Raw genomic sequence first — 18041 nt, forward strand, 5'->3', positions numbered from 1 at the left:
CCGGTTTGCTGCCCGGGTCGCAGGAACACGTCAGAGCACTCGCGAGGTTTGGCGAGAACTACGACCTCGACTGAGCGCCGGGCCTGAGGAGGAACCATCCTGCCCACGATCCGGCACAAGGGAGCGGAGCTGATCGGCAGGCATCACGATCCGGCACTCGTGCTCCTCATGGATCTCCGCGAGATCCACCGAAAGGCCGCCGGAGTCTCGCTGGCCGTCTGCGCCCACATCAGGTGAGGCTTATTCCGGCGGGACGGCGATGACGCAGAATTCGTTGCCTTCGGTGTCTCGGAGTACGACAAAGTCGTGGCGGCTGGGGTACGGCCAGTTCTCGGCCCGGGTGGCGCCGTGTTTCAGCAGCCGTTCGATGTGGCCCTCGCGATCCGACGTGTACAGGTCGAGATGTACCGGCGTCGGCGTGGCCGGGATCTCGTCCGCTCGCTGCAACAGCACGATGGGACCGCTGCCTGCCGGATCCTCGAGCTTCGCGAACTGGTCAGCGTCATCGATCCGCTGAGGTCGTCGGTACCCGAGCGCCGTGGACCAGAAGTCAGCGGCCCGGTCCATGTCGGTTGCGTTCACGCACACTGTCGCCAGCCGGAGGTCTCCGACCTCCTTGGGGGCGTTCCGTTGTCGTCGACATACGATCCCGGTTCCCTACGACCTGGCCCGGCTAACGCCCGGCGAGGCGGCTTCCGGATTCGTTTGCCGTTGTGCGCCTTGGGCACCGGAAAACAATGATGAGCAGAGCATGGCGAATGCTGGCCGCAGCAGCCGTGCTGGTGCTTGTACTGGCACCTCTTGCGGCCGGATCGACAGATGCGCAGGCAGCGGCCTCCCCGTCTCCGACGGTGGGCTCGACGAACTCCCCTGCACCGAACCCCCCGGGCTCGGCCAACTCGAGTCCGAAGGACTACAACGGCGCCGGCTGGGTTGTAGCGGCCGCACTGATCGTCGTTGCCATCGCTGGTGGCGGCACCCTGCTCCTCGTCCGCACCCGTCGCATCGACCTAAGTCAGCGGAGTACTGCTGAGGACGAGCGCCGCGCAGCCGAACAACGTGATCGGTCGTCGACCGGTGGCCAGTCGATCACCGGCCCTGACCGCCGATAGCGGGCCAGGATCGCTTGTGTCGAACCACCTGCTGGAAGTTCGCGAGGGTACCGGGCGGACGTACGACTATCGGACGCCTGGATGTGAGCAAGTCCCTGCTGTCGTGGAGGTGCTGTGGCGGATCTGAACGGGGGGGCGCCTCGAGTTGAGTGAGCTGGTCACCGCAGCGCTGCACGACGTGCGGCACCCGTTATTTCGATCGCGAGCTGATCGAGTCGCTTGCCGCCGGTTGGGTGGAGCATGAGGTCGAGGAGATCGCCGACGGCACGCCGGTGCGAAGGCTCTGGCAGGTCATCCAGCGCAAAGCCTGATCGATGTGAATGGGCCCGGCGCGCCCAGACGAACGAGCTGCCGATGCCGTATCCCGCGCCTCGCGGAACCAAACGCCCTGGACATGACGATGCAGGCGCGCCGCACCTGCCCGTTCAGTCGGACCGTCGCCGACCACTGCAGCCACGTGGGCACGACCGGACATGGATCGGTCCCCGCTCGGGGGGGTGGAGCGGGGACCGATTGGGAGGGCTCAACAAGGCCCTACCTGAACTTTACGACGCCTGCCGCAGCTTCGCCACAGGCGGCCCCGGCCGCTTCCTGCCAAGCGCCTCAGGAGGAACGACCTGCTGACCGCCGCCCCGCCGGACACGATCGAGGACCGGGTCGGCGTGATCCGGATGCGCCGCCCTGCAGCGCCTCATGGTCAACAACAGTTTGCCTTGAGCAAATAGTGACAGCTTGTTGCGATCGCCGGACTGATGCCCCGGACACGATCCTCTGAAGCCAGTCGAACCTCCGCCGGGCGCACGCGCAGGGACTGTGCTTTCGCGGTGAGCTGTACCTGCGCGAATCCCTGCGTGCGTGAGGATTTGCGCGCAACTGTTCACCCGCCGTTCCTGCGCAGCAAGATCAGCGCTCGACCTCCGTGGGGCTGTCCACGTGCTGTTCGAGCAGATGGAGCACAGGTACGCCGAGGTGCCGACGAGCCTGGGTGGACCAGTCGACATGGAAGAATTCGGCCACGATGTGCGGCCTGGTGAGGACGACGACCTCCTGGCCGTCAACTCGCTTGACGTACTCGCTGAGCTCGTCCACTGGGTTCCGGCGGGTGATCAGGCCGTCCGCTTCCCGGTCGAAGGATTGCAATCGCTGCACACTGCGTTCGAGCGCTGCGGCGGCCCGGGCGTCGGCGGCACGTTGCGCCTCGTGCTGTGCCTCGAGTACCTGCTCGTCCGACTGGACCGAGTGCCGTTCGGCCGCCATGCCGTAAAGCTCGGTGCCGGCGAGACTGGTGAGCGATGCCTCGACCCGGGCCCCTGCGTCCTCCCACGGAATAACTATGTGGAAGCTCGCCGGTTCCGGTGCACCGCCGTAGAGCTCCACCAGCCGCTCCGCGTCCGGCACGGCCAGTTCTTCTTCAACCAGTAGGACGATGTCATACATTGAGAACACCTGCTTTCAGTGAACCCGGTACTACCTCAGGTCGCTCGACCCGGCGCACTTCGCACCGCGCCGGGGCCTATCCGGTGGTTCCGGATCAGTCAGTAGCCGCCGCCGCCACCGCCTCCGTTGCCGGCGAGGAGAATTACGGCGATCAGGACTGCGACGGTCCACACGGTTACCCGTCGTGTCTGCGTAGCCATGCTGCATCATCTCCGAGCGACGTTCTTCGTTGATTCGCGGTACCCAACGGTCCCGGGGCGAATCACGACCCGATACGGCGATGCGAACGCGGGAATCGGGTACCGAGTAGGCCGATCCGTGAACACTGTGTCTGGGGCACAGGTTGGTGGGCTCCCCGGCCACGGTCCGGCCGGCAAACTCACAGTCGGAACATCCCCTTGACAGCCGGGGAACCCGCCGTCCACCCCATCACGAGAAGTGGTGGCAATGCAACGCCAGCCACGATTCCGGCCCGCTGCTCGTGCGTTGACGAGCATCTCGACATTGCGCGTTAGCGGCGATCCGAACTGGGTACCTACAGGTCCTGGCCGCTGTGTGCTGTGGGGGCTTCAAGGTGCTGTGGGCTCCCGAGCGGCCGGAAGGCGAAGGTGGTCAGGCGACGGGGGTGCTGTACTCGAGGCGTACGGCTTAGCCGCCTGGCCACCTTCGAGAACGGCGGGTGGGTCGGCGGTCCCTTCCCATTGCCGGTCCAATTTCCAGGTACGAAGTTGCGCGCGGCCCATGCCGTCATCGGCGGCGCCTAGTTGCGCAGTGCAAGCACTGTCCAAGCTTCCGGCAGTGCCAACCACCTGACGCGGCCCACGGTGCGGCGTACAAGGTCGTGGCGAGTCAGGGTGTGAAGAACCTGGTCAGGCGGACTGATAAGTGATGATGCTGGCGGCGATGTAGTGAGTGACGAACGCTGCCACCGTGCAGGCGTGGAAGATCTCGTGGAAACCGAACCAGTGTGGTGACGGGTTTGGCTTCTTCAATCCGTAAACGATTGCGCCGAGGGAGTACAGGATCCCGCCGGCGATCAGGAGCGCCACTGCGATGCCGCCACCGCGGTGATAGAAGGCGGGGAGCCAGAAGATCGCGACCCAGCCGAGGGCCAGGTAGATGGGTGTGTAGAGCCAGCGGGGAGCGGCGACCCAGAGCAGCCGGAACATCACGCCCAGAGCTGCTCCGGCCCAGGCAGCGATCAGCAATGTGGTTCGATCGGTTCCCCTGAGTAGAAGTACGGCGAAGGGCGTGTAGGTGCCGGCGATCATCACGAAGATGTTCGCGTGGTCGAGGCGGCGTAAGAGTCCTTTGGCTCTGGAGCGCCAGTGAAGTCGGTGGTACAGGGCGGAGATGCCGAACAGCAGGATCGACGCGCTGCCGAACACGACCGCGGCGGTGCGGGCGGCGCGCGTGGGCGCCAGGATGATCAGCACCAGGCCGGCCGCGCAGGCGAGCGGGAGGGTACCCGCATGGAGCCAGCCACGCAGTGCCGGTTTCAGCGGCGCGAGGTTGTCGGCGATCGTGTCGGTGAGCTCACGCTGGTCGCCGGTCATCGTTGGGCTCTCCTTTCCGGACCGGTTCGATCCTTGGGTAGTACCCACTCGCCCGCTGGCGGAACGGCTACGGCCCCACACCGAGAAAGGTGCGACGCCGGGCGAGGAATCGGCGCCCGATCGGCCCGAAGACCGTTCTGCGGTCTACGCCCGCGAGCGAACCAACCGCCAACAACATGAACAGCGGGACTATCGTCGTGCCGACCGGCAGCAGCATCAATGCGGCCGCGCTGCCCCGTGCGGCGACCAGTCCGCACATCCAGGTCCACACCAGCCGATACACAGCCGTAGATCGCGGGTACCCAGCGCCTCGAGCCGGTATGCCCCGCTGGCAAGGCGACTCCACGTCTGGCGACCCTGGGGCTTGCTCAAGGCTTGAAGTACTCCTCGAAGATCCAGAAGCCTTTGGGGGTGTCTCTGAAGTCGCAGCCGGCCACGCAGTACCACCTGTTTCCGATGGAGTTGTCGCAGTAGCCGCCGATGCGGTACGTCTTGCCCTTGGCTGCGAACCACATGACGTGGGAGGCGGCGCTCGGTCTGGTGTGCACGGGTGCCCGGTGCCGCACAGTCAGCGCTCCGGCCGTCTCGTGACAATCGAGCGTTGCCCTCGGCTGTGCGGGCGCCGATTCGCCCGCTGCGAACGCCGTACCGGTCGTTAGCACGCCACCGATACCGGCCAGCAGGACGGCCGGGATCAGGTACGAACGGTTCTTCATGGAACTACCTCCGATTTCGTCGATAGTTCCCACCGTGGCCGGTCGGGCCGGGCCGGCAAATCCCTCAATTGAGGGGTCTCGCCTTGACGGTGGAGAGGTGCTTCGCGCAAGACTGGATCGATGACTTCGGTGATGTCACAAGGGGCACGGACGCGTCGACGTGTCGAGCTGCTCCGTCAGGTGTCGGCCGCCGGGACCGCGACCGACGTGTTCGCCGTGGCCTCGAGATCACTGCACGAACTGGTTCAGCACGACGCCGCGACGTGGCTGTCGACCGACCCGGTCACCGGGCTGCCGACGGCACCGAGCCTGTTGGACGACTTCTCGGCCCCGGTCGACGTATGCACCGAGCACTGGCATCGCGAGTTCGTGAGACCGGACTTCAACCGGTTCCAGGACCTGGCCCGCGCAGGACGGCCCGCCGCCGCGCTCCAGGACACGACCGGCGACCCGGCGCGGAGCAGCCGGTTCCGCTGGTTCACCCGGCCGATGGGGTTCGGCGACGAACTGCGCGCCGTACTTCGAGTCGGCGAGGTTCCGTGGGCGATCGTCGCGCTGTGGCGGCGCGAGGGTCAGCCGGCGTTCTCGGCGGCCGAGGCGGAGCTCGTCGCCGGCCTCTCGTTGCCCCTCGGCGACACACTGCGCCGCCTCGTCCTCGAGGACGTTGCCGATGGCATCGGCACGATCGGCGAGGCGCCCGGCATGCTGATGTTCGACGAGCGGTGCCGACTGGTGTCCGCCAACGAGCACGCGGTCGCCTGGTTGGACGAGCTGCCGCTGCACGAGCCGGTGCCTACCCGGTTCGGGCTGCAGCTCCCGCTCTGGCTCCTGGTGACCGCCGTACGTGCCCGGGACTCACTCGTGCGAGGTGGCGACGGGATCGCGCGCAGCCGGGTGCGATCGCGCCGCGGCCAGTGGGTCGTCGGGCACGCGTCGACGACGTACGACGCCGACGGGTCGCCGGCCGGCACCGCCGTCGTACTCGAGCCGGCGAACCCGGCGATGCTGGCGCCGATCCTCGTCGAGGCCTACGCCCTGACCGAACGCGAGCGCGAGATCACCCGCCTCATCGCGCGCGGGGCCAGGACGGCTGAGATCGCTCGCCGGTTGTACCTGTCGTCGCACACGGTCCGCGACCACGTGAAGGCGATCCTCGCCAAGGTCGGCGTCTCGAGCCGCGGAGAGCTGGTCGCCACGCTGTACCGGACCGAGTTCGAGCCCGCCCACTTCGCCGGTTTCACCACCACCCTGGACCAAGGGTCCCTCAGGTGAGGAATCGGCAGGCCCGATCCGGCCGGCAAGTCGGATCGGGGACGATCGATTGCCTGCGGCAACAATTCGGCCAGGGGTCCTGCTTCGGGGCTTGTCGACGTACTGCGTCGGGCTCCGCGTGACCTCCCAGCGGACGGCATCTCGGCGAGGATGGAACTCGGCCCAGTCGCGGAGGCCAGTTGGGCCGTTTTGGATCCCATCAGATGGGCACACCCGGAGTGAAGTCGGCAAGCAATGGAGGAAGCCGGCTCGACAGGTTGGTGGAATGGGTCGTCGAGATATGTCACGGGACTCCAGATGACCGACCTGGACCGGATCTCGCTCCTGGCGCGGTTGGCCCGGGCGGTGGCGAACGAGGGTTCCGACCGGCCGCTGGAGGAGCGGTTGTGCCGGGCCTACTTGTCGATCCTCGGCGGCGACGGTGCCGCCCTCACGGTGTCCTATACCCGGCCTGGGCGGATCACGCTGTGTGTCACGGATGACGTTGCCGCCAGGTTGGAGGATCTGCAGGACGTTCTCGGCGAAGGGCCGGGGCCGACGGCCTACGACACCCAGGACATCACGGTCGCGGATCTTCGGAGTCGCCAGGGTCGGTGGCCGTTGTTCGTCGATGCAGCCCGCGAGATTGCGGGTGCGGAGGTGCTGTACGCCGTACCGGTGCGGGCCACAGGAGCCGTCATCGGCGTCCTGAGTGTCCACCACAGCGGTCGCGTGCTGCCGGACCGGGCTCATGCCCAGTTCCTCGCCGATGCGATCGGGGCCGCGTTGGTCAAGGACATACCCCAGGACTCCGATCTGACGGCCGGACCGTGGTCGAGTCGCTCGGCCATCCATCAGGCCACGGGTATGGTCGTGGTACAGCTTCGGATCAGCCCGGACGACGCGATGGCGTTGCTTCGCGCCCACGCATTCTCCCACGACACCACGCTTGCGGAGGTGGCATCCCAGATCATCAGTCGACGATTGAGTTTCTCCAACGAGGCTGAGGACGAGGACTCGTGACTGCCAATAGCATCACCGAGGCGTTCGCCGCCCGTATAGCCGCTTCAGTGCGGGAGTTGGCGGGTGTGGATGAGTTGCTGGGCCACATCGCGGAGCTTGGTGTTGGTGTCCTGGGAGTAGCGCCTCAGGATCGCGAAGGCGCGGTCACCGTCGACATCGAAACGCTCCATCAGAATCCCCATCGCCTGACCGACCAGTTTCCGCGCGTCCACCGCGGCGGCCATGGTCTCCTCGTGCCGTGCGGCAGCGACGGCGACCGAGGCGTGGCGGGCCAGGATCTGCGCGATCGCCTCGTCGTCGGTGCTGAACCCGTCCGGGCGCTGACTGTAGAGGCCGAGTACGCCGACCGTGGATGAGGCCTGGCCAAGCGTGAGTGGCACGTCCAGGACGCTGCGCACGCCCAGGGTGGTGACCTTTTCCGCCCATTGCGGCCATCGTTGATCGGCGGCCGTGTCGCAGATCAGTACGGTGGCACGGTCCCGCATCGACGCGATCAGCGGACCTTCGTTGCTGTCGAGCTGGAACTGGTAGATCTCGGCGACCACGGCGTCGGTGACGGCAGGGATCGCCGGCCGCTCGCCTTTGGCGTGCAGTGCGACACCGGCGTAACTGCAGTCCAAGGCCTGCAACGCGAACTGCACGACCGCGTCGACGGTCTCCTCGACCCCGGCGGCAGCTTGCATCTCCACCGCCAGCTGCGAGAAGACGTCAGCCTGCACTGCACCGTTGGCATCATTGGCGCCGTACGCCGCCGTCAGGGGCCGCGGGGGCGCGCCGTCGATAGGGGCACCCCGCTGATCGGTGTGATCCATGCAGCCCATTATGCCTCGACTCGACGACGGTAGGTTTCTGGTGCCGGCAAACGCTTGCCGTTATCAGAACGCTCATCGCCGCCGCCCGAACCAGATCGCAATGGTTATGTTGCCCTCGGCAACGATGGCTGGGGCAACCGGAGTGCGCAGCTGGCCGACGCCGCGACACGCTGCCCAGCTCGAGCAGACCAGATTCTTTGACCTGGCGTAGCAACGGAGGGAAGGAGCCCGCCTCGGCTATCCGTTCAAGCTACATCGCTTACGGGGACTAGCGTGCGGCCAGCGTCGGGTTGAGCCGTACGAGCCGTACGGGGGTCGTCTCGTCGAGTTCGGCGACGGTTTCTCGTGATCGCACGAAGTCCGAGAACGATCGGTAGCCGAGTGCCCTCTCGCTGAATGATGGGTCCATGCGCTTCATCTGACTCTTCACTGCGGAGCTGTGCAGCCAGTCGCCGTCATCTTTCTCGTGTCCGAGGCGCAGTGCGCGTTCGAGTAGGCTCGTGGCCAGCTGCTGGGGGTCTTCGGAGTCGGGATCAGTCTCGTTCGTCACCGCGGCGCCCGCGGCCCGGGTACGGCGCGAGCCGGGCTGGGGGGAGGTGTCGGCTTCTTCTTCGGATTCGGCCTTGGGGGTTGTGCGTTGTTCGGTCGCTGGTTGGGAGGTGTCAATGGGTGTGACGCCGGGTAGCGCGTCGTAGATGACGAGCTCGTCGCAGGCGGCGGCGAGCGATCTGCTGGTCGATCCTGCTACCCCGACGCCCACGACGTAGCGGCCAAGACGTCGACAGCGTTGGGCCAAGGCGATGTAGTCGGAGTCTCCGGCCACGATCACCACATGGGTCAGGTCCGGAAGCCGGAACATGTCTTCGACGGCGTCTACAGCAAGTCTGATGTCGGCGCCGTTCTTGGCGTAGGCAGCAGCGGGAAACAGTTGCACCAGGTCTACTGCGCGGCTGACGAGTTGCCCGCGGTAGTCGGCGTTGACCGGGTCTGACCAGTCCGCGTAGGCGCGCGTAAGAACGAGAGTGCCGAACGACGAGGCGAAGTCGATGACCGCGCCGATGTCGACCGTGGCGCGCCGGAGTTTGTCCGCGATATCGGGTTCGGCCGACCGCTGTGCCCGGTCCAACGCCCGCACCTTGTCACGCTGGAACTGGCTACGGCCATGGACCTGGTCGTAGCGCGAGATCACGATGTTGTCGAAGTCGATGTAGACGGCCACGCGGGTTACGCCGGGCTCGGCCATGGTTCTCCGTTCTTGTTGAGATGGTCTCCCGAGTGGATTCTGCCCAAGAACCTGAACCAAGCTCAATGCTCTCAGCACCGGTGACTCACAAGCCGACGGGCAGATTGATGCCTTCGGCTACTTCGATGCGCCCGAGACATTTGGTGCGGCGTGTCTGAGGCGATCCCGACTTCGTGCAGGAACCGAGAGTACCTGTTGCCTGAAGCAACCGTCGTGGCAATACAGCTCAGCTATCCTCCTCTGACCGGTCGCGGGCTTGGCGGGCGCGGTGGTCGCGCGCATGGTGGCGGTTACGGCAGCGGTTGTGCGAACACTAGCGTCGTCTGCCCGGCCTGGACGTGTCGACAACAAGAAGGAGCAGTCTGGCGCCGCGCAGACGCGCACTCGCTTTGCGAGTGGCCCGGTCAGCAGTTCATGCGCATCGCGGGCAACCACCGACAGCGCTGCCCGGAGGGGCTCGGGGGCCAACCAGCGGAGTTCGCCGGCCGGCGAGAGCTGTGGGCTCGGGTCGTTTGCTGCAGCCGCCACGTCAGAGTCGGTCACCGTGACTTGGTCCACAGCCCTGCGCCCACCAGCCATTGAACGAAATCCTCCAGCCGTTGCAGCAGCTCGACTGGACGGAGCTGATGCCACAGCACGGTCGAACACAGGTCCAGACTCGGCCGCCCGCTACGGAAACGGAACTCGTCCCCAGCTGCGGTCCGCGGCGGCTCTGCGCTTCAAATGAGAACGGCATAAGCGGTATAGGTGGTTACGCAAGACGTATCGTCCGCGACCCGTGATGCTGGGCTACGCGGACGCGAAGAATTCCCTTTGCCACAGGTCGATCGCAAGGCGGAGGGCGAAGCCGACCATGACCGTTGCGATTCCGCGTCGAGCCGCCGTCGTACAGTGTGCTGTCGTCCGATCCGATGGTGAGCGGCCTTCCCCGACCGAGGGTCTCGGCGGTGGTGTGCGACGGATTGCCGCCGTCGGCCACGCACTTCACGACGATGTCGCGATCGGTCAGCCGTCAGGCGGTTGTCCTCGCTACAGATCGGCAGCGACCGGACCGGCATCACGACGCACCCGGGCGGCCAGGTCGGGCAGCAGTCGAGCTGCAGCGGAGCTGTTTGGCTCCGAGGTAAAGGGGCACGGAATCAGCTGACGCGAACGCCCAGTGGGAAGGGGACTCGCATGATCACCGTCAGGCAACTGATGACACCAGGCGCCGAACTAATCGGCGTCAACGACTCCGCGGGCGCAGCAGCACTCAAGATGCGTGAGCTGAACGTCGGCTCGCTGCCGGTCTGCGGCGATGACGGTCGCCTGGCCGGCGTACTCACCGATCGCGACATCGTCGTCCGGTGTGTCGCGGAGGACCGCAATCCGAACCGCGTACCGGTCGGCGAGCTCGCCCAAGGCCCACCGGTCGTGATCGGCGTGGACGACTCGGCTGCGGACGCCTTGCGTACCATGGCCATTCACCAGGTCCGACGGCTCCCGGTCATCGACAAGCAGGTCGTGGTCGGCATGCTCGCCCAGGCCGATGTCGCCCGGGCGCTCCCGCACGCGGCCGCGGGCGGCGCCCTCGAAGACATCTCCCGCGACCGCTGACACTCACCTGAGCTCGATTTCGGCGTACTCGACCGTGACCGGCTCACACGCCGGGCTCTGTCGAGTTCATTGATCAGAGCGTGTGCGTCGATTGGCCTGTTGAACCAGTCACCGGTCGACCGCGTATCAGATGCCGGCGTCTGCGACCCGGCGCCCGGCCGTCGAGACTCAAGCACAGCAGAGGAGAACCATGACCATCGGGAGAATACGTCTGCTGACGCAACGCGTCGCCGTCGTCGCCGCGGGAGCAGCGCTCGCCCTCACCGCCGCCCCTCGAGCGTCCGCATCCACCGCAGCAGAATCCGTGCATGGGTTCACCAGCACCGGTATGGAGTTCATGAACACCGACAACACTGTCCTGGCCGAATGCCAGAACCAGTTCAGCGGGCCGGTGACGTCCGACGACCGAGTCGGCAGGGTCAAGGCCGACATCGACAACCTGCGCATCGACTGCTTCAGCGGCGCCAGTGCGACTCCCAACGCCTTACCGTGGAAACTAGACCTTCTGAAAGATCGTGGCTACACCATTGGGGGCGTCGACGTGACCATCACCACGCCACAGGGCACCTGTCGATACGCCGGTTCGGTCAACGGTGTCATGCAGTTTCCCGACGGCGTCTACGACCTGCGCGGTTCCCTGACCCGTCTGAGCGGCGCCTGCGGCGGCACCGCTCAGCTCAATGTCAGCGCCCTCTCCGAAGTGATCAACACCGGCAGCTGACCCCGTCATGCCCGTCTACGTGCGCGAGATGTGCCGCACTGGTAGATCGAGCGGCGGTATGCGGGTTTTGCGGTGTCGGTTGTTGGGCACGGGGTTGTGGAAATTCGAACTGAGTCCGATGAGGAGGCGGCGTGCTGTGTCTGATCAGAACGGGACTCGGGTCTGGTTCGTGACCGGTGCGTCGAGTGGTTTCGGGCGGGCGATCTGCGAGGAAGTGGTGGGCCGTGGAGACCGGCTGGTCGCCACCTCGCGCGATCCGGACTCGCTGGATGACCTGGCGGACGGGGCAGTCGCCCTACGGATGGATGTTACCGACCCCGACGACGCGCGCGCGATCATGCAGCGGGCGGAGCAGGACACGGGTGGGGTCGACGTGGTGGTCAACAACGCCGGCTACGGGCACGTGGGTGCGATCGAGGAACTGACCGATGAGGAACTGCGCCGCCAGCTGGATGTCAATTTCTACGGAGTGGTCAACGTGACTCGTGCTGCTCTGCCCTACTTCCGGAGCAGGCGGTCGGGCCGGTTCGTTCAGATGTCGTCGCTGAACGGCATCGAGGCGCTCCCGGGCGGCGCCTACTACACGGCGGCCAAGTTCGCGGTCGAGGGCTTTTCCGAGGCACTTGCCGCTGAGGTCGCGCATCTTGGTATCGGCGTCACCATCGTCGAACCGGGCCCTCACCGTACGTCGTTCGCCCGGGCCAGCTCGATGCCGTCCGCCGAGCCGATGCCCGACTACGCTGAGAGTGTGGGACCAGTTCGGGAACTCCTCACACAGCTGGACGGCAACCAGCCTGGCGATCCGGTCCGAGCAGCGCGGGCGATCGTCGACGCGGCAGTGAGCGACGATCCACCGCTCCGGCTACCGCTCGGGGCAATGGCACACGACCACATCCGCACCAAGATCCGCCAGCAACTCGACGACCTGGAGGCCGTCGCCCCGCTCGGGCAGACCGACTTCCCCAGCACCTGACTCCAGCAACCACCTCAGCACAACGGATCAGGGAAGCGACACAGGCCCATGGCAGAACCCTTCGTCTCGAGCATCGAAATCGATCGAGCAGCAGCGGACGTGTTCGCCTACGCGACGGATCCAGAGCATTTTCCCGAGTGGCACAAGGACGTCGTGCGAGTGAAGATTGACGGCCGTGCGGCGGGGGCGTGGTTCGTCACCGTACGCAGGATCGCCGGCTCCGAACGCAGGATGACTCAGGAGATCACCAAGAACAGGCCTCCTCGGAGCTGGGCAGCCCGCGGAATCGACGGTCCGGCCCCCGCCGCCGTCTCGATCGAACGGCTGGACGACAGCCCCTGCCGAGCCACTTTCAGCTGGACTTCGACGCTCGCGGCGTGTCCGCACCATTAGCTCCAATGATCCGCCGGCTGGCCGCAAAGGCCGCTTCTGCGAGCTACCGGCGCGGGGCCTACTGGCGTGGGGCGTTCGTCCCGGGAGAGTAGGACATGGGTCCCGATCATTGCCTGCAGCAATGATCGTTCAATGACTATTGCCAACACAGAACCGACCTTCACCGCCGTCGCCACCTCCGGCCGTCCTGGCACAGGCGAAACAGCCGACGTAGACACCGCGACCCTCTCCACTGTCGGACCTGCACTCACCTACACGATCGACCACAAGAAGATGACCCTACTCGCGCCATCAGGCATCGGCCTCAAGGCGGACTCAGAGCTGTGGTCCGTCGTCATCGGTCGTCAGCACCTGAGGCCTGAACTTCGTCCGGAACACGCTCAGTCTCCCATCGGCCCGCGCGATGATCGTCCCGTGCGCCGAGGCAGTCGCCGACGATAAGACACGCGGCATAAGCAGAGCTCTCGATGTCTGAGGCAGGTGCCAAGAAGGGCGACTTGATACCCACCTCGGACCTCCTCCCTGAGTCGATAGCTCACCGTTTTACTCATCGGAATGAACTCGAAGGCTTGAGCCACTTCAATGAACTGCGGGTGCTCTCCATCGGAGAGTGAGCAGGTCAACCGCAACTTTCGGCTGCTGACGCGAGCCAGTGGGAAGCCTGGCATGGTAAAGCGGGGGTTAGGGGTTCAAGTCCCCTCACCGGCTCCACTACCAGGGGATATGCCTTGGAGGTCATGAACCAGGAACCTCCGGGCCATGGTTTACCCCAGGGGCCGCCTCCGGTTCCGCGCCCTGCGATCGAAGTAGACGTCCTGCGTCATCGACGGCCGAGATCGACCTCGCAGGCCTGACGGGTGAGACGCTCCTCGGAGCGCTTGAGGAGCCGCTAGACCGGATTAGGCGGGGACGCCTCACTCCCGAGTCAGTCAGCGTTCGCATGCTTCTGCCGGATACATCGCAGCCGTTGGCAGTGCCTTCGCGGGCTGGTCGCGACGATGCAGCCGTTCGCGGACGGTTCCAGGAGATCGCGCACCGATCGGCCGGCCAAGTCATCGAAGCCATCGAGGAGCTCGGCAGTACCGGCCTGGTCCCCAAGACCAGCGTCGAGTGCCGAGTGGTCAACCTCCCGATGATGTTCAAGCTCTACCTCCTTAATGACGAGGAGGTCTTCTTCGGCTTCTATCCCGTCGTTGAGCGGGAAGTGCCGATCGATGGGAAAGACATGCCCATCTTCGACGCAGTAGGTAAGGACACCGTGCTCTTCCACCACTCCGTGAGCGACGACGACCGGGCTACAGGCTCGCAGTACGTCGACCAGGCGCGACTCTGGTTCAACAGCCTCTGGGGCACCATCAGCCGGACCCACAACCCGTGACCACCGAATCTGCCGCCTCGAGACTTCTCACGGCAAGCCAGGCCGTTCTCTTGGACTTTGACGGCCCAGTCTGCTCCGTCTTCGCGGGCTATCCCGCACCCGAGATTGCCAGCGAACTCAGAACTCTGCTCTGCGAGCTGCTTGGTGAGTTGCCCGTCCATCAGCGCAGCGAACGGTCCACATGAAGTCCTCGCCGAATCAGCCAATTTTGGAGACAAGGTCTGGAGACGGATCGAGGAAGCCCTTCAGGTAGCCGAAGTAAGAGCAGTTGAAAGCGCAACGGCAACTCCAGGCGTCGAGGCCTTCCTCGATGCTTGCTGGGCTGCTGGACGGCCTGTGGCGATCGTTAGTAACAACTGCCATGAGTCCGTCCGCTCCTACTTGGATCGGGCCAACCTTGCCGCGAAGATCACGCATGTCGAGGCGCGAGACCCGAATCATGCCGAACGTATGAAGCCCAACCCCTTTCTGCTTGAGCAGGCTCTATCTGCGCTCCGTTGTTGATGCGGTTCGATCCGTATTCATAGGTGACCAGGTCAGCGACACTGAGGCCGCGATCGCGGCGGGAACTCGCAGTATCGGGTACGCAAACAAGCCAGGAAAGACAGGCGACCTGATTGGCGTGGGGGCGGACGGCGTCGTTGTCAGTATGGGCGCTCTCACCGGTCAGTTGCCGACGAGCTAGAGCGATTCAACCGCTGGCCAGCGGATGCGTCGGCAGGCCAGGTTGTACGGTCAGCGCACTCGTTTCGAACGTCATTCGGCCCGTGGCTTCGGGGAAGTTGATCGTGTGTACGCCGGCGGTCGAGTATCGTCTCCGGCGTACCAACCGGATCGGGGATGGATGTTGCTCGCACGTTTGATGGCCAATTGCCAGAACTCTGGATCAACGCCGTCTGGCGCCGGGCGGTCGAATTTCTGAGTCCCTTGATTTGAGCCAGGGCGCATGACTCGCTGATAATCCGACTCGGGAAATTCTTTCGATTCGATGATGCCGTGGTCTCTGGAGGCTAATCCGCGGTCTGTTACTGCCCAACCATCAGCGAGCCACTCATACATCGCGCCGTGAGCCCATGCGCCGTCAGTGTCAATCCTCGCGGCCAGAGCAGCTGCGACCGCGTCGTGAAGATTCTCAAAAAGCTTAGTGCCAACCGCCTTTGCTTCTGAACCGAAACCCTGCCGTCGCATTTCATCCCGCAATTTCTGCAGGGCGTCAACCGGAGATTCATGCGGCGACCAGTCAACCACCACTCCAGTGATGTCCCCGCCGCCGTCTGGATCACGAACTGCTTCGTATTGCAGGGTCAGCCTCGGCTCCCCATCTTCGTGCTCAGGATCCAGATCGACATGCAGATAGTTCGACCAGTGCGGTCGCCAAGAGACTTTGATGCGTGGACCGTCAAGGTCGTCGCCCGCAGGGACGATGATGTCGCCGAACGCCAAGGCCCGTAAATCGTTTGCTTCCTCCAGCGCATCAGTGACAGTGTCGAACGAGATACTGGCCGACAGTCGGTCGGCTCGCGCAAATCGGTCCGAATCCTCATCGGCCACGCGCCGTTCGAGTTGCTCCTGCAGAGCGTCAACGCGCACGCTCAAGTCCCGGTTAGCTTCGACGAGTTCGCGGGTGCGTTCTTCGACGACTGCCTCCGCCTGCCGCTCCGCGACTTCGCGAACGCGCCCGACCAACCCACGCTCCAGGAAGAAGACCACAGCAACAACCAATACCGTTGTACCCACATTCGTGAGTGCAGACGAAGCCAACGACTCCCACGTGCCGTATTCTCGGTCGACCCAACGAGAGAGGATAAACGGCAGTGCGGTGATGGCCAGCCCTGCAACGCTCACCGCCCCGATGGCCCACCATTTGATGTGGCGATCCTGCTCAGAAGCCATGGAAGTCCACCTTTCGCCAACGGCTCTAGAAGAGCCTAATGCCCCAGCCGGTGTGAACTCCTGGGCGACACTGCGGGTTCACTCTGACAAGTTCTCTACGTCTTCAAGACGGGCCCCTCCAGGGCCCGAAAGCGCGCCGGCACCACAGGGCGGGACGCCTGCCTCCCCTCCGCTGCGCTCCGGGCGCGTCCCTTGGCTTGGCGCGCACGTGCCAAAGGGTGCCGGGTCGAAGACAGCACAACTCGCCATCAACGATCCGACACCCTGCCGGTGCATCACTCGCCGAAAGGCCGGCTACCGCATCCGTTGCATCTGCGGCGCCACCAGCCAGTCTGTGGGGCTTCCGCATCGCCCCGCTAACAATCATGGAAGGGACGGCCCGGCACGGCACGCGTCAAGGGCGCCTACGGCGTCCCTGCGGGATCTTCGACCTTTGACCCGCGCCGCACCGGGCCTAAGGTCGGCAGCTATCGGGGCGATGCGGGAGGTCTGCCCGCGTGCTTGATGCGTACACGTCAACTTATGCCCGCCACGAGCCAGCGCGACGGAAGAGAACGGTCTTCTGAGAAATCGCCGACAGGGTGTCCTGAAGCATCGGAACGGCGAGTTCTCTGGCAATCGCGTCGAACAAATATGCCTGCTCTGGATGAAGCTGGCCGTCGAACATCTGCGGTTTGTAGCGTACGAGAGAGGATGCGTAATATGTCAGCGCGTAACGGGCGAGGGCTGGCGGCATTGGGAGCATTCGACTCTTATACAGACTGGGCGCAATCCAAGCGTCGAAATCTTCGGAAGTCTGCAAGCCTAGAATATCTTCAATATCAAATATGATCCGGGCGGTGGCTGCTGGTATCGTAGTCACGCCACGAGTATCGATTTTCCTCACAGATTCGTAGAAGGTCAGCGATCTGTTGAATGCGCGACTGAAGGCAAAATGGTCCCTCCAGTCCGGCGGGCGCTCGACCTCCTCGAAACCTCTGGCGAGCAACTTCCGAGTGACATTGTTGCCACTTGGAACGCCGGGGTCCGCTATCGCGATGAGCGACCACGCCTGGTTTGCATCTCGCGCAAGCATTTGATAGAGACCGGCGACTTGACAACTTCCACCGTCTACGGTGCCGAGTTGCATTGCGATTTCAGGAATCTGAGTTAGAAGTCTTGCGACTGGTAGCCTTTCACCGACTCGAATTGTCTTGCCAAGGCGTCGTTCGTAGAGTAAGCGAAAGATGCCATCCCTCACGATGAGGGCGTCGCCAGACACCGTCTTCGCCGCGGTTGGACTAAAGCTCAGCCCATGACCGATCCGTCGATCCACGATATTGCTTGAGTGTGTGTCGAGCAGTTCAGCCTTGGCAAAATTCATCATTGCGTAGTAGTAAAGTAGGGCCGCTGATCTATTCGGAACTAGTTGCGCAGCTTGGAAGTTGCTTATCGCCTGCCGGGTGTAGTTCCGGAAGTCACGCCAAAGTGCATTGCGTTCTGACATGGTTCCGGAGAAGCGTGCTCTGCCGACCTTGGCGATTTCAGAGTGAGTGCCGAGCGTCTCCAGGATGTAGGCAACCGAAGCAGATTCGCCGATCATGATGCCACCCTCGGTCGAAGGTGGAACCAGCACCCAATTCGTGTAGGACCGAGCAGGACGAGCAGACATACGAAGAATGATCGCAGACCGCAGCCGACATTCGGCAGTCGGACGGAGACTGACCACACATCGCGCCGGAAGGGCTGCGCCGACCCTGTCCGGCAATCGGCGCTCGACCCATGGTCTATCCCATGGGTTTCAACGGGTAGCGACGCGATCGAACGTACATCGAGGAACCGATCAACTAGTCGAAAACCCTGCTGTGCAAGGGATATGAGCATCAACGCGCACCACTGGCGAGTGACTGCGTAGAAAGCGGGGGCTAGGGGTTCGAGTCCCCTCACCGGCTCTCCGA

18 protein-coding genes and 1 pseudogene are annotated in these 18041 nt (G+C 64.4%); 11 read left to right on the forward strand and 8 right to left on the reverse strand.

The window, feature by feature from the left end:
* Window positions 1-240: 240 nt before the first annotated feature.
* Window positions 241-588 carry a VOC family protein gene (locus AB0E69_RS33825; protein ID WP_360155677.1) on the reverse strand — a complete coding sequence of 116 codons (348 nt, stop codon included), beginning with the start codon at window positions 586-588 and terminating at the stop codon, window positions 241-243.
* Between the two features lie 152 nt (window positions 589-740).
* On the opposite strand from AB0E69_RS33825, the gene AB0E69_RS33830 reads away from it, so the two are divergent.
* Together AB0E69_RS33830 and AB0E69_RS33835 are read left to right on the forward strand one after the other, a co-directional pair.
* Entirely contained in the window at window positions 741-1112 is a 372-nt protein-coding gene (locus tag AB0E69_RS33830; RefSeq protein ID WP_360155679.1) for a hypothetical protein, read from the forward strand.
* Between the two features lie 149 nt (window positions 1113-1261).
* Window positions 1262-1423: a hypothetical protein gene (locus AB0E69_RS33835; RefSeq protein ID WP_360155682.1), complete on the forward strand. Its 162-nt coding sequence runs from the start codon at window positions 1262-1264 to the stop codon at window positions 1421-1423.
* Between the two features lie 592 nt (window positions 1424-2015).
* On the opposite strand, the gene AB0E69_RS33840 is transcribed toward AB0E69_RS33835, so the two are convergent.
* From AB0E69_RS33840 to AB0E69_RS33850, 3 genes are all read right to left on the reverse strand, one after another.
* On the reverse strand, window positions 2016-2549 hold the full coding sequence (locus tag AB0E69_RS33840) for a hypothetical protein (protein ID WP_360155685.1): 534 nt from the start codon (window positions 2547-2549) through the stop codon (window positions 2016-2018).
* Window positions 2550-3418: 869 nt separating this feature from the next.
* The gene (locus tag AB0E69_RS33845) at window positions 3419-4105 is read right to left on the reverse strand and encodes a hemolysin III family protein (protein ID WP_360155688.1); all 687 of its coding nucleotides are present in this window, start codon (window positions 4103-4105) and stop codon (window positions 3419-3421) included.
* 368 nt (window positions 4106-4473) lie between these two features.
* Entirely contained in the window at window positions 4474-4821 is a 348-nt protein-coding gene (locus AB0E69_RS33850; RefSeq protein WP_360155691.1) for a hypothetical protein, read from the reverse strand.
* Between the two features lie 120 nt (window positions 4822-4941).
* Here AB0E69_RS33850 and AB0E69_RS33855 point away from each other — a divergent pair, with 120 nt between their 5' ends.
* Window positions 4942-6093, forward strand: coding sequence for a helix-turn-helix transcriptional regulator (locus tag AB0E69_RS33855; RefSeq protein WP_360155694.1), 1152 nt, complete (start codon window positions 4942-4944; stop codon window positions 6091-6093).
* A gap of 297 nt (window positions 6094-6390) precedes the next feature.
* On the forward strand, window positions 6391-7095 hold the full coding sequence (locus AB0E69_RS33860) for a GAF and ANTAR domain-containing protein (protein ID WP_360155697.1): 705 nt from the start codon (window positions 6391-6393) through the stop codon (window positions 7093-7095).
* Between the two features lie 44 nt (window positions 7096-7139).
* Here the strand turns inward: AB0E69_RS33860 and AB0E69_RS33865 are convergent, their stop codons facing one another.
* Entirely contained in the window at window positions 7140-7907 is a 768-nt protein-coding gene (locus AB0E69_RS33865) for a GAF and ANTAR domain-containing protein (protein WP_360155700.1), read from the reverse strand.
* A 268-nt stretch (window positions 7908-8175) separates the two neighbouring features.
* The gene (locus tag AB0E69_RS33870; RefSeq protein WP_360155703.1) at window positions 8176-9150 is read right to left on the reverse strand and encodes an NYN domain-containing protein; all 975 of its coding nucleotides are present in this window, start codon (window positions 9148-9150) and stop codon (window positions 8176-8178) included.
* 1176 nt (window positions 9151-10326) lie between these two features.
* On the opposite strand from AB0E69_RS33870, the gene AB0E69_RS33875 reads away from it, so the two are divergent.
* From AB0E69_RS33875 to AB0E69_RS33905, 7 genes and pseudogenes are all read left to right on the forward strand, one after another.
* Window positions 10327-10746: a CBS domain-containing protein gene (locus tag AB0E69_RS33875; RefSeq protein ID WP_360155706.1), complete on the forward strand. Its 420-nt coding sequence runs from the start codon at window positions 10327-10329 to the stop codon at window positions 10744-10746.
* 190 nt (window positions 10747-10936) lie between these two features.
* Window positions 10937-11467, forward strand: coding sequence for a hypothetical protein (locus AB0E69_RS33880; protein ID WP_360155709.1), 531 nt, complete (start codon window positions 10937-10939; stop codon window positions 11465-11467).
* A gap of 136 nt (window positions 11468-11603) precedes the next feature.
* A complete protein-coding gene (locus tag AB0E69_RS33885; protein WP_360155712.1) occupies window positions 11604-12440 on the forward strand; it encodes an oxidoreductase in 837 nt (278 codons plus the stop codon).
* A 48-nt stretch (window positions 12441-12488) separates the two neighbouring features.
* On the forward strand, window positions 12489-12833 hold the full coding sequence (locus tag AB0E69_RS33890; protein ID WP_360155715.1) for an SRPBCC family protein: 345 nt from the start codon (window positions 12489-12491) through the stop codon (window positions 12831-12833).
* A gap of 967 nt (window positions 12834-13800) precedes the next feature.
* Window positions 13801-14211 (forward strand): hypothetical protein, encoded by a 411-nt coding sequence (locus AB0E69_RS33895; protein WP_360155718.1) that lies wholly within the window; start codon window positions 13801-13803, stop codon window positions 14209-14211.
* A gap of 144 nt (window positions 14212-14355) precedes the next feature.
* Entirely contained in the window at window positions 14356-14715 is a 360-nt protein-coding gene (locus AB0E69_RS33900; RefSeq protein ID WP_360155721.1) for an HAD hydrolase-like protein, read from the forward strand.
* Window positions 14681-14896, forward strand: a pseudogene (locus tag AB0E69_RS33905) (HAD hydrolase-like protein); the annotation flags it as partial. The gene AB0E69_RS33900 and the pseudogene AB0E69_RS33905, both read left to right, overlap by 35 nt.
* A gap of 71 nt (window positions 14897-14967) precedes the next feature.
* On the opposite strand, the gene AB0E69_RS33910 reads toward AB0E69_RS33905, so the two are convergent.
* Both AB0E69_RS33910 and AB0E69_RS33915 read right to left on the reverse strand, forming a co-directional pair.
* A complete protein-coding gene (locus AB0E69_RS33910) occupies window positions 14968-16104 on the reverse strand; it encodes a hypothetical protein (protein WP_360155724.1) in 1137 nt (378 codons plus the stop codon).
* A 520-nt stretch (window positions 16105-16624) separates the two neighbouring features.
* Entirely contained in the window at window positions 16625-17686 is a 1062-nt protein-coding gene (locus tag AB0E69_RS33915) for a YaaC family protein (RefSeq protein WP_360155727.1), read from the reverse strand.
* Window positions 17687-18041 lie beyond the last annotated feature (355 nt).

This window comes from Kribbella sp. NPDC026611 (assembly GCF_040638345.1).
Classification (GTDB): domain Bacteria; phylum Actinomycetota; class Actinomycetes; order Propionibacteriales; family Kribbellaceae; genus Kribbella.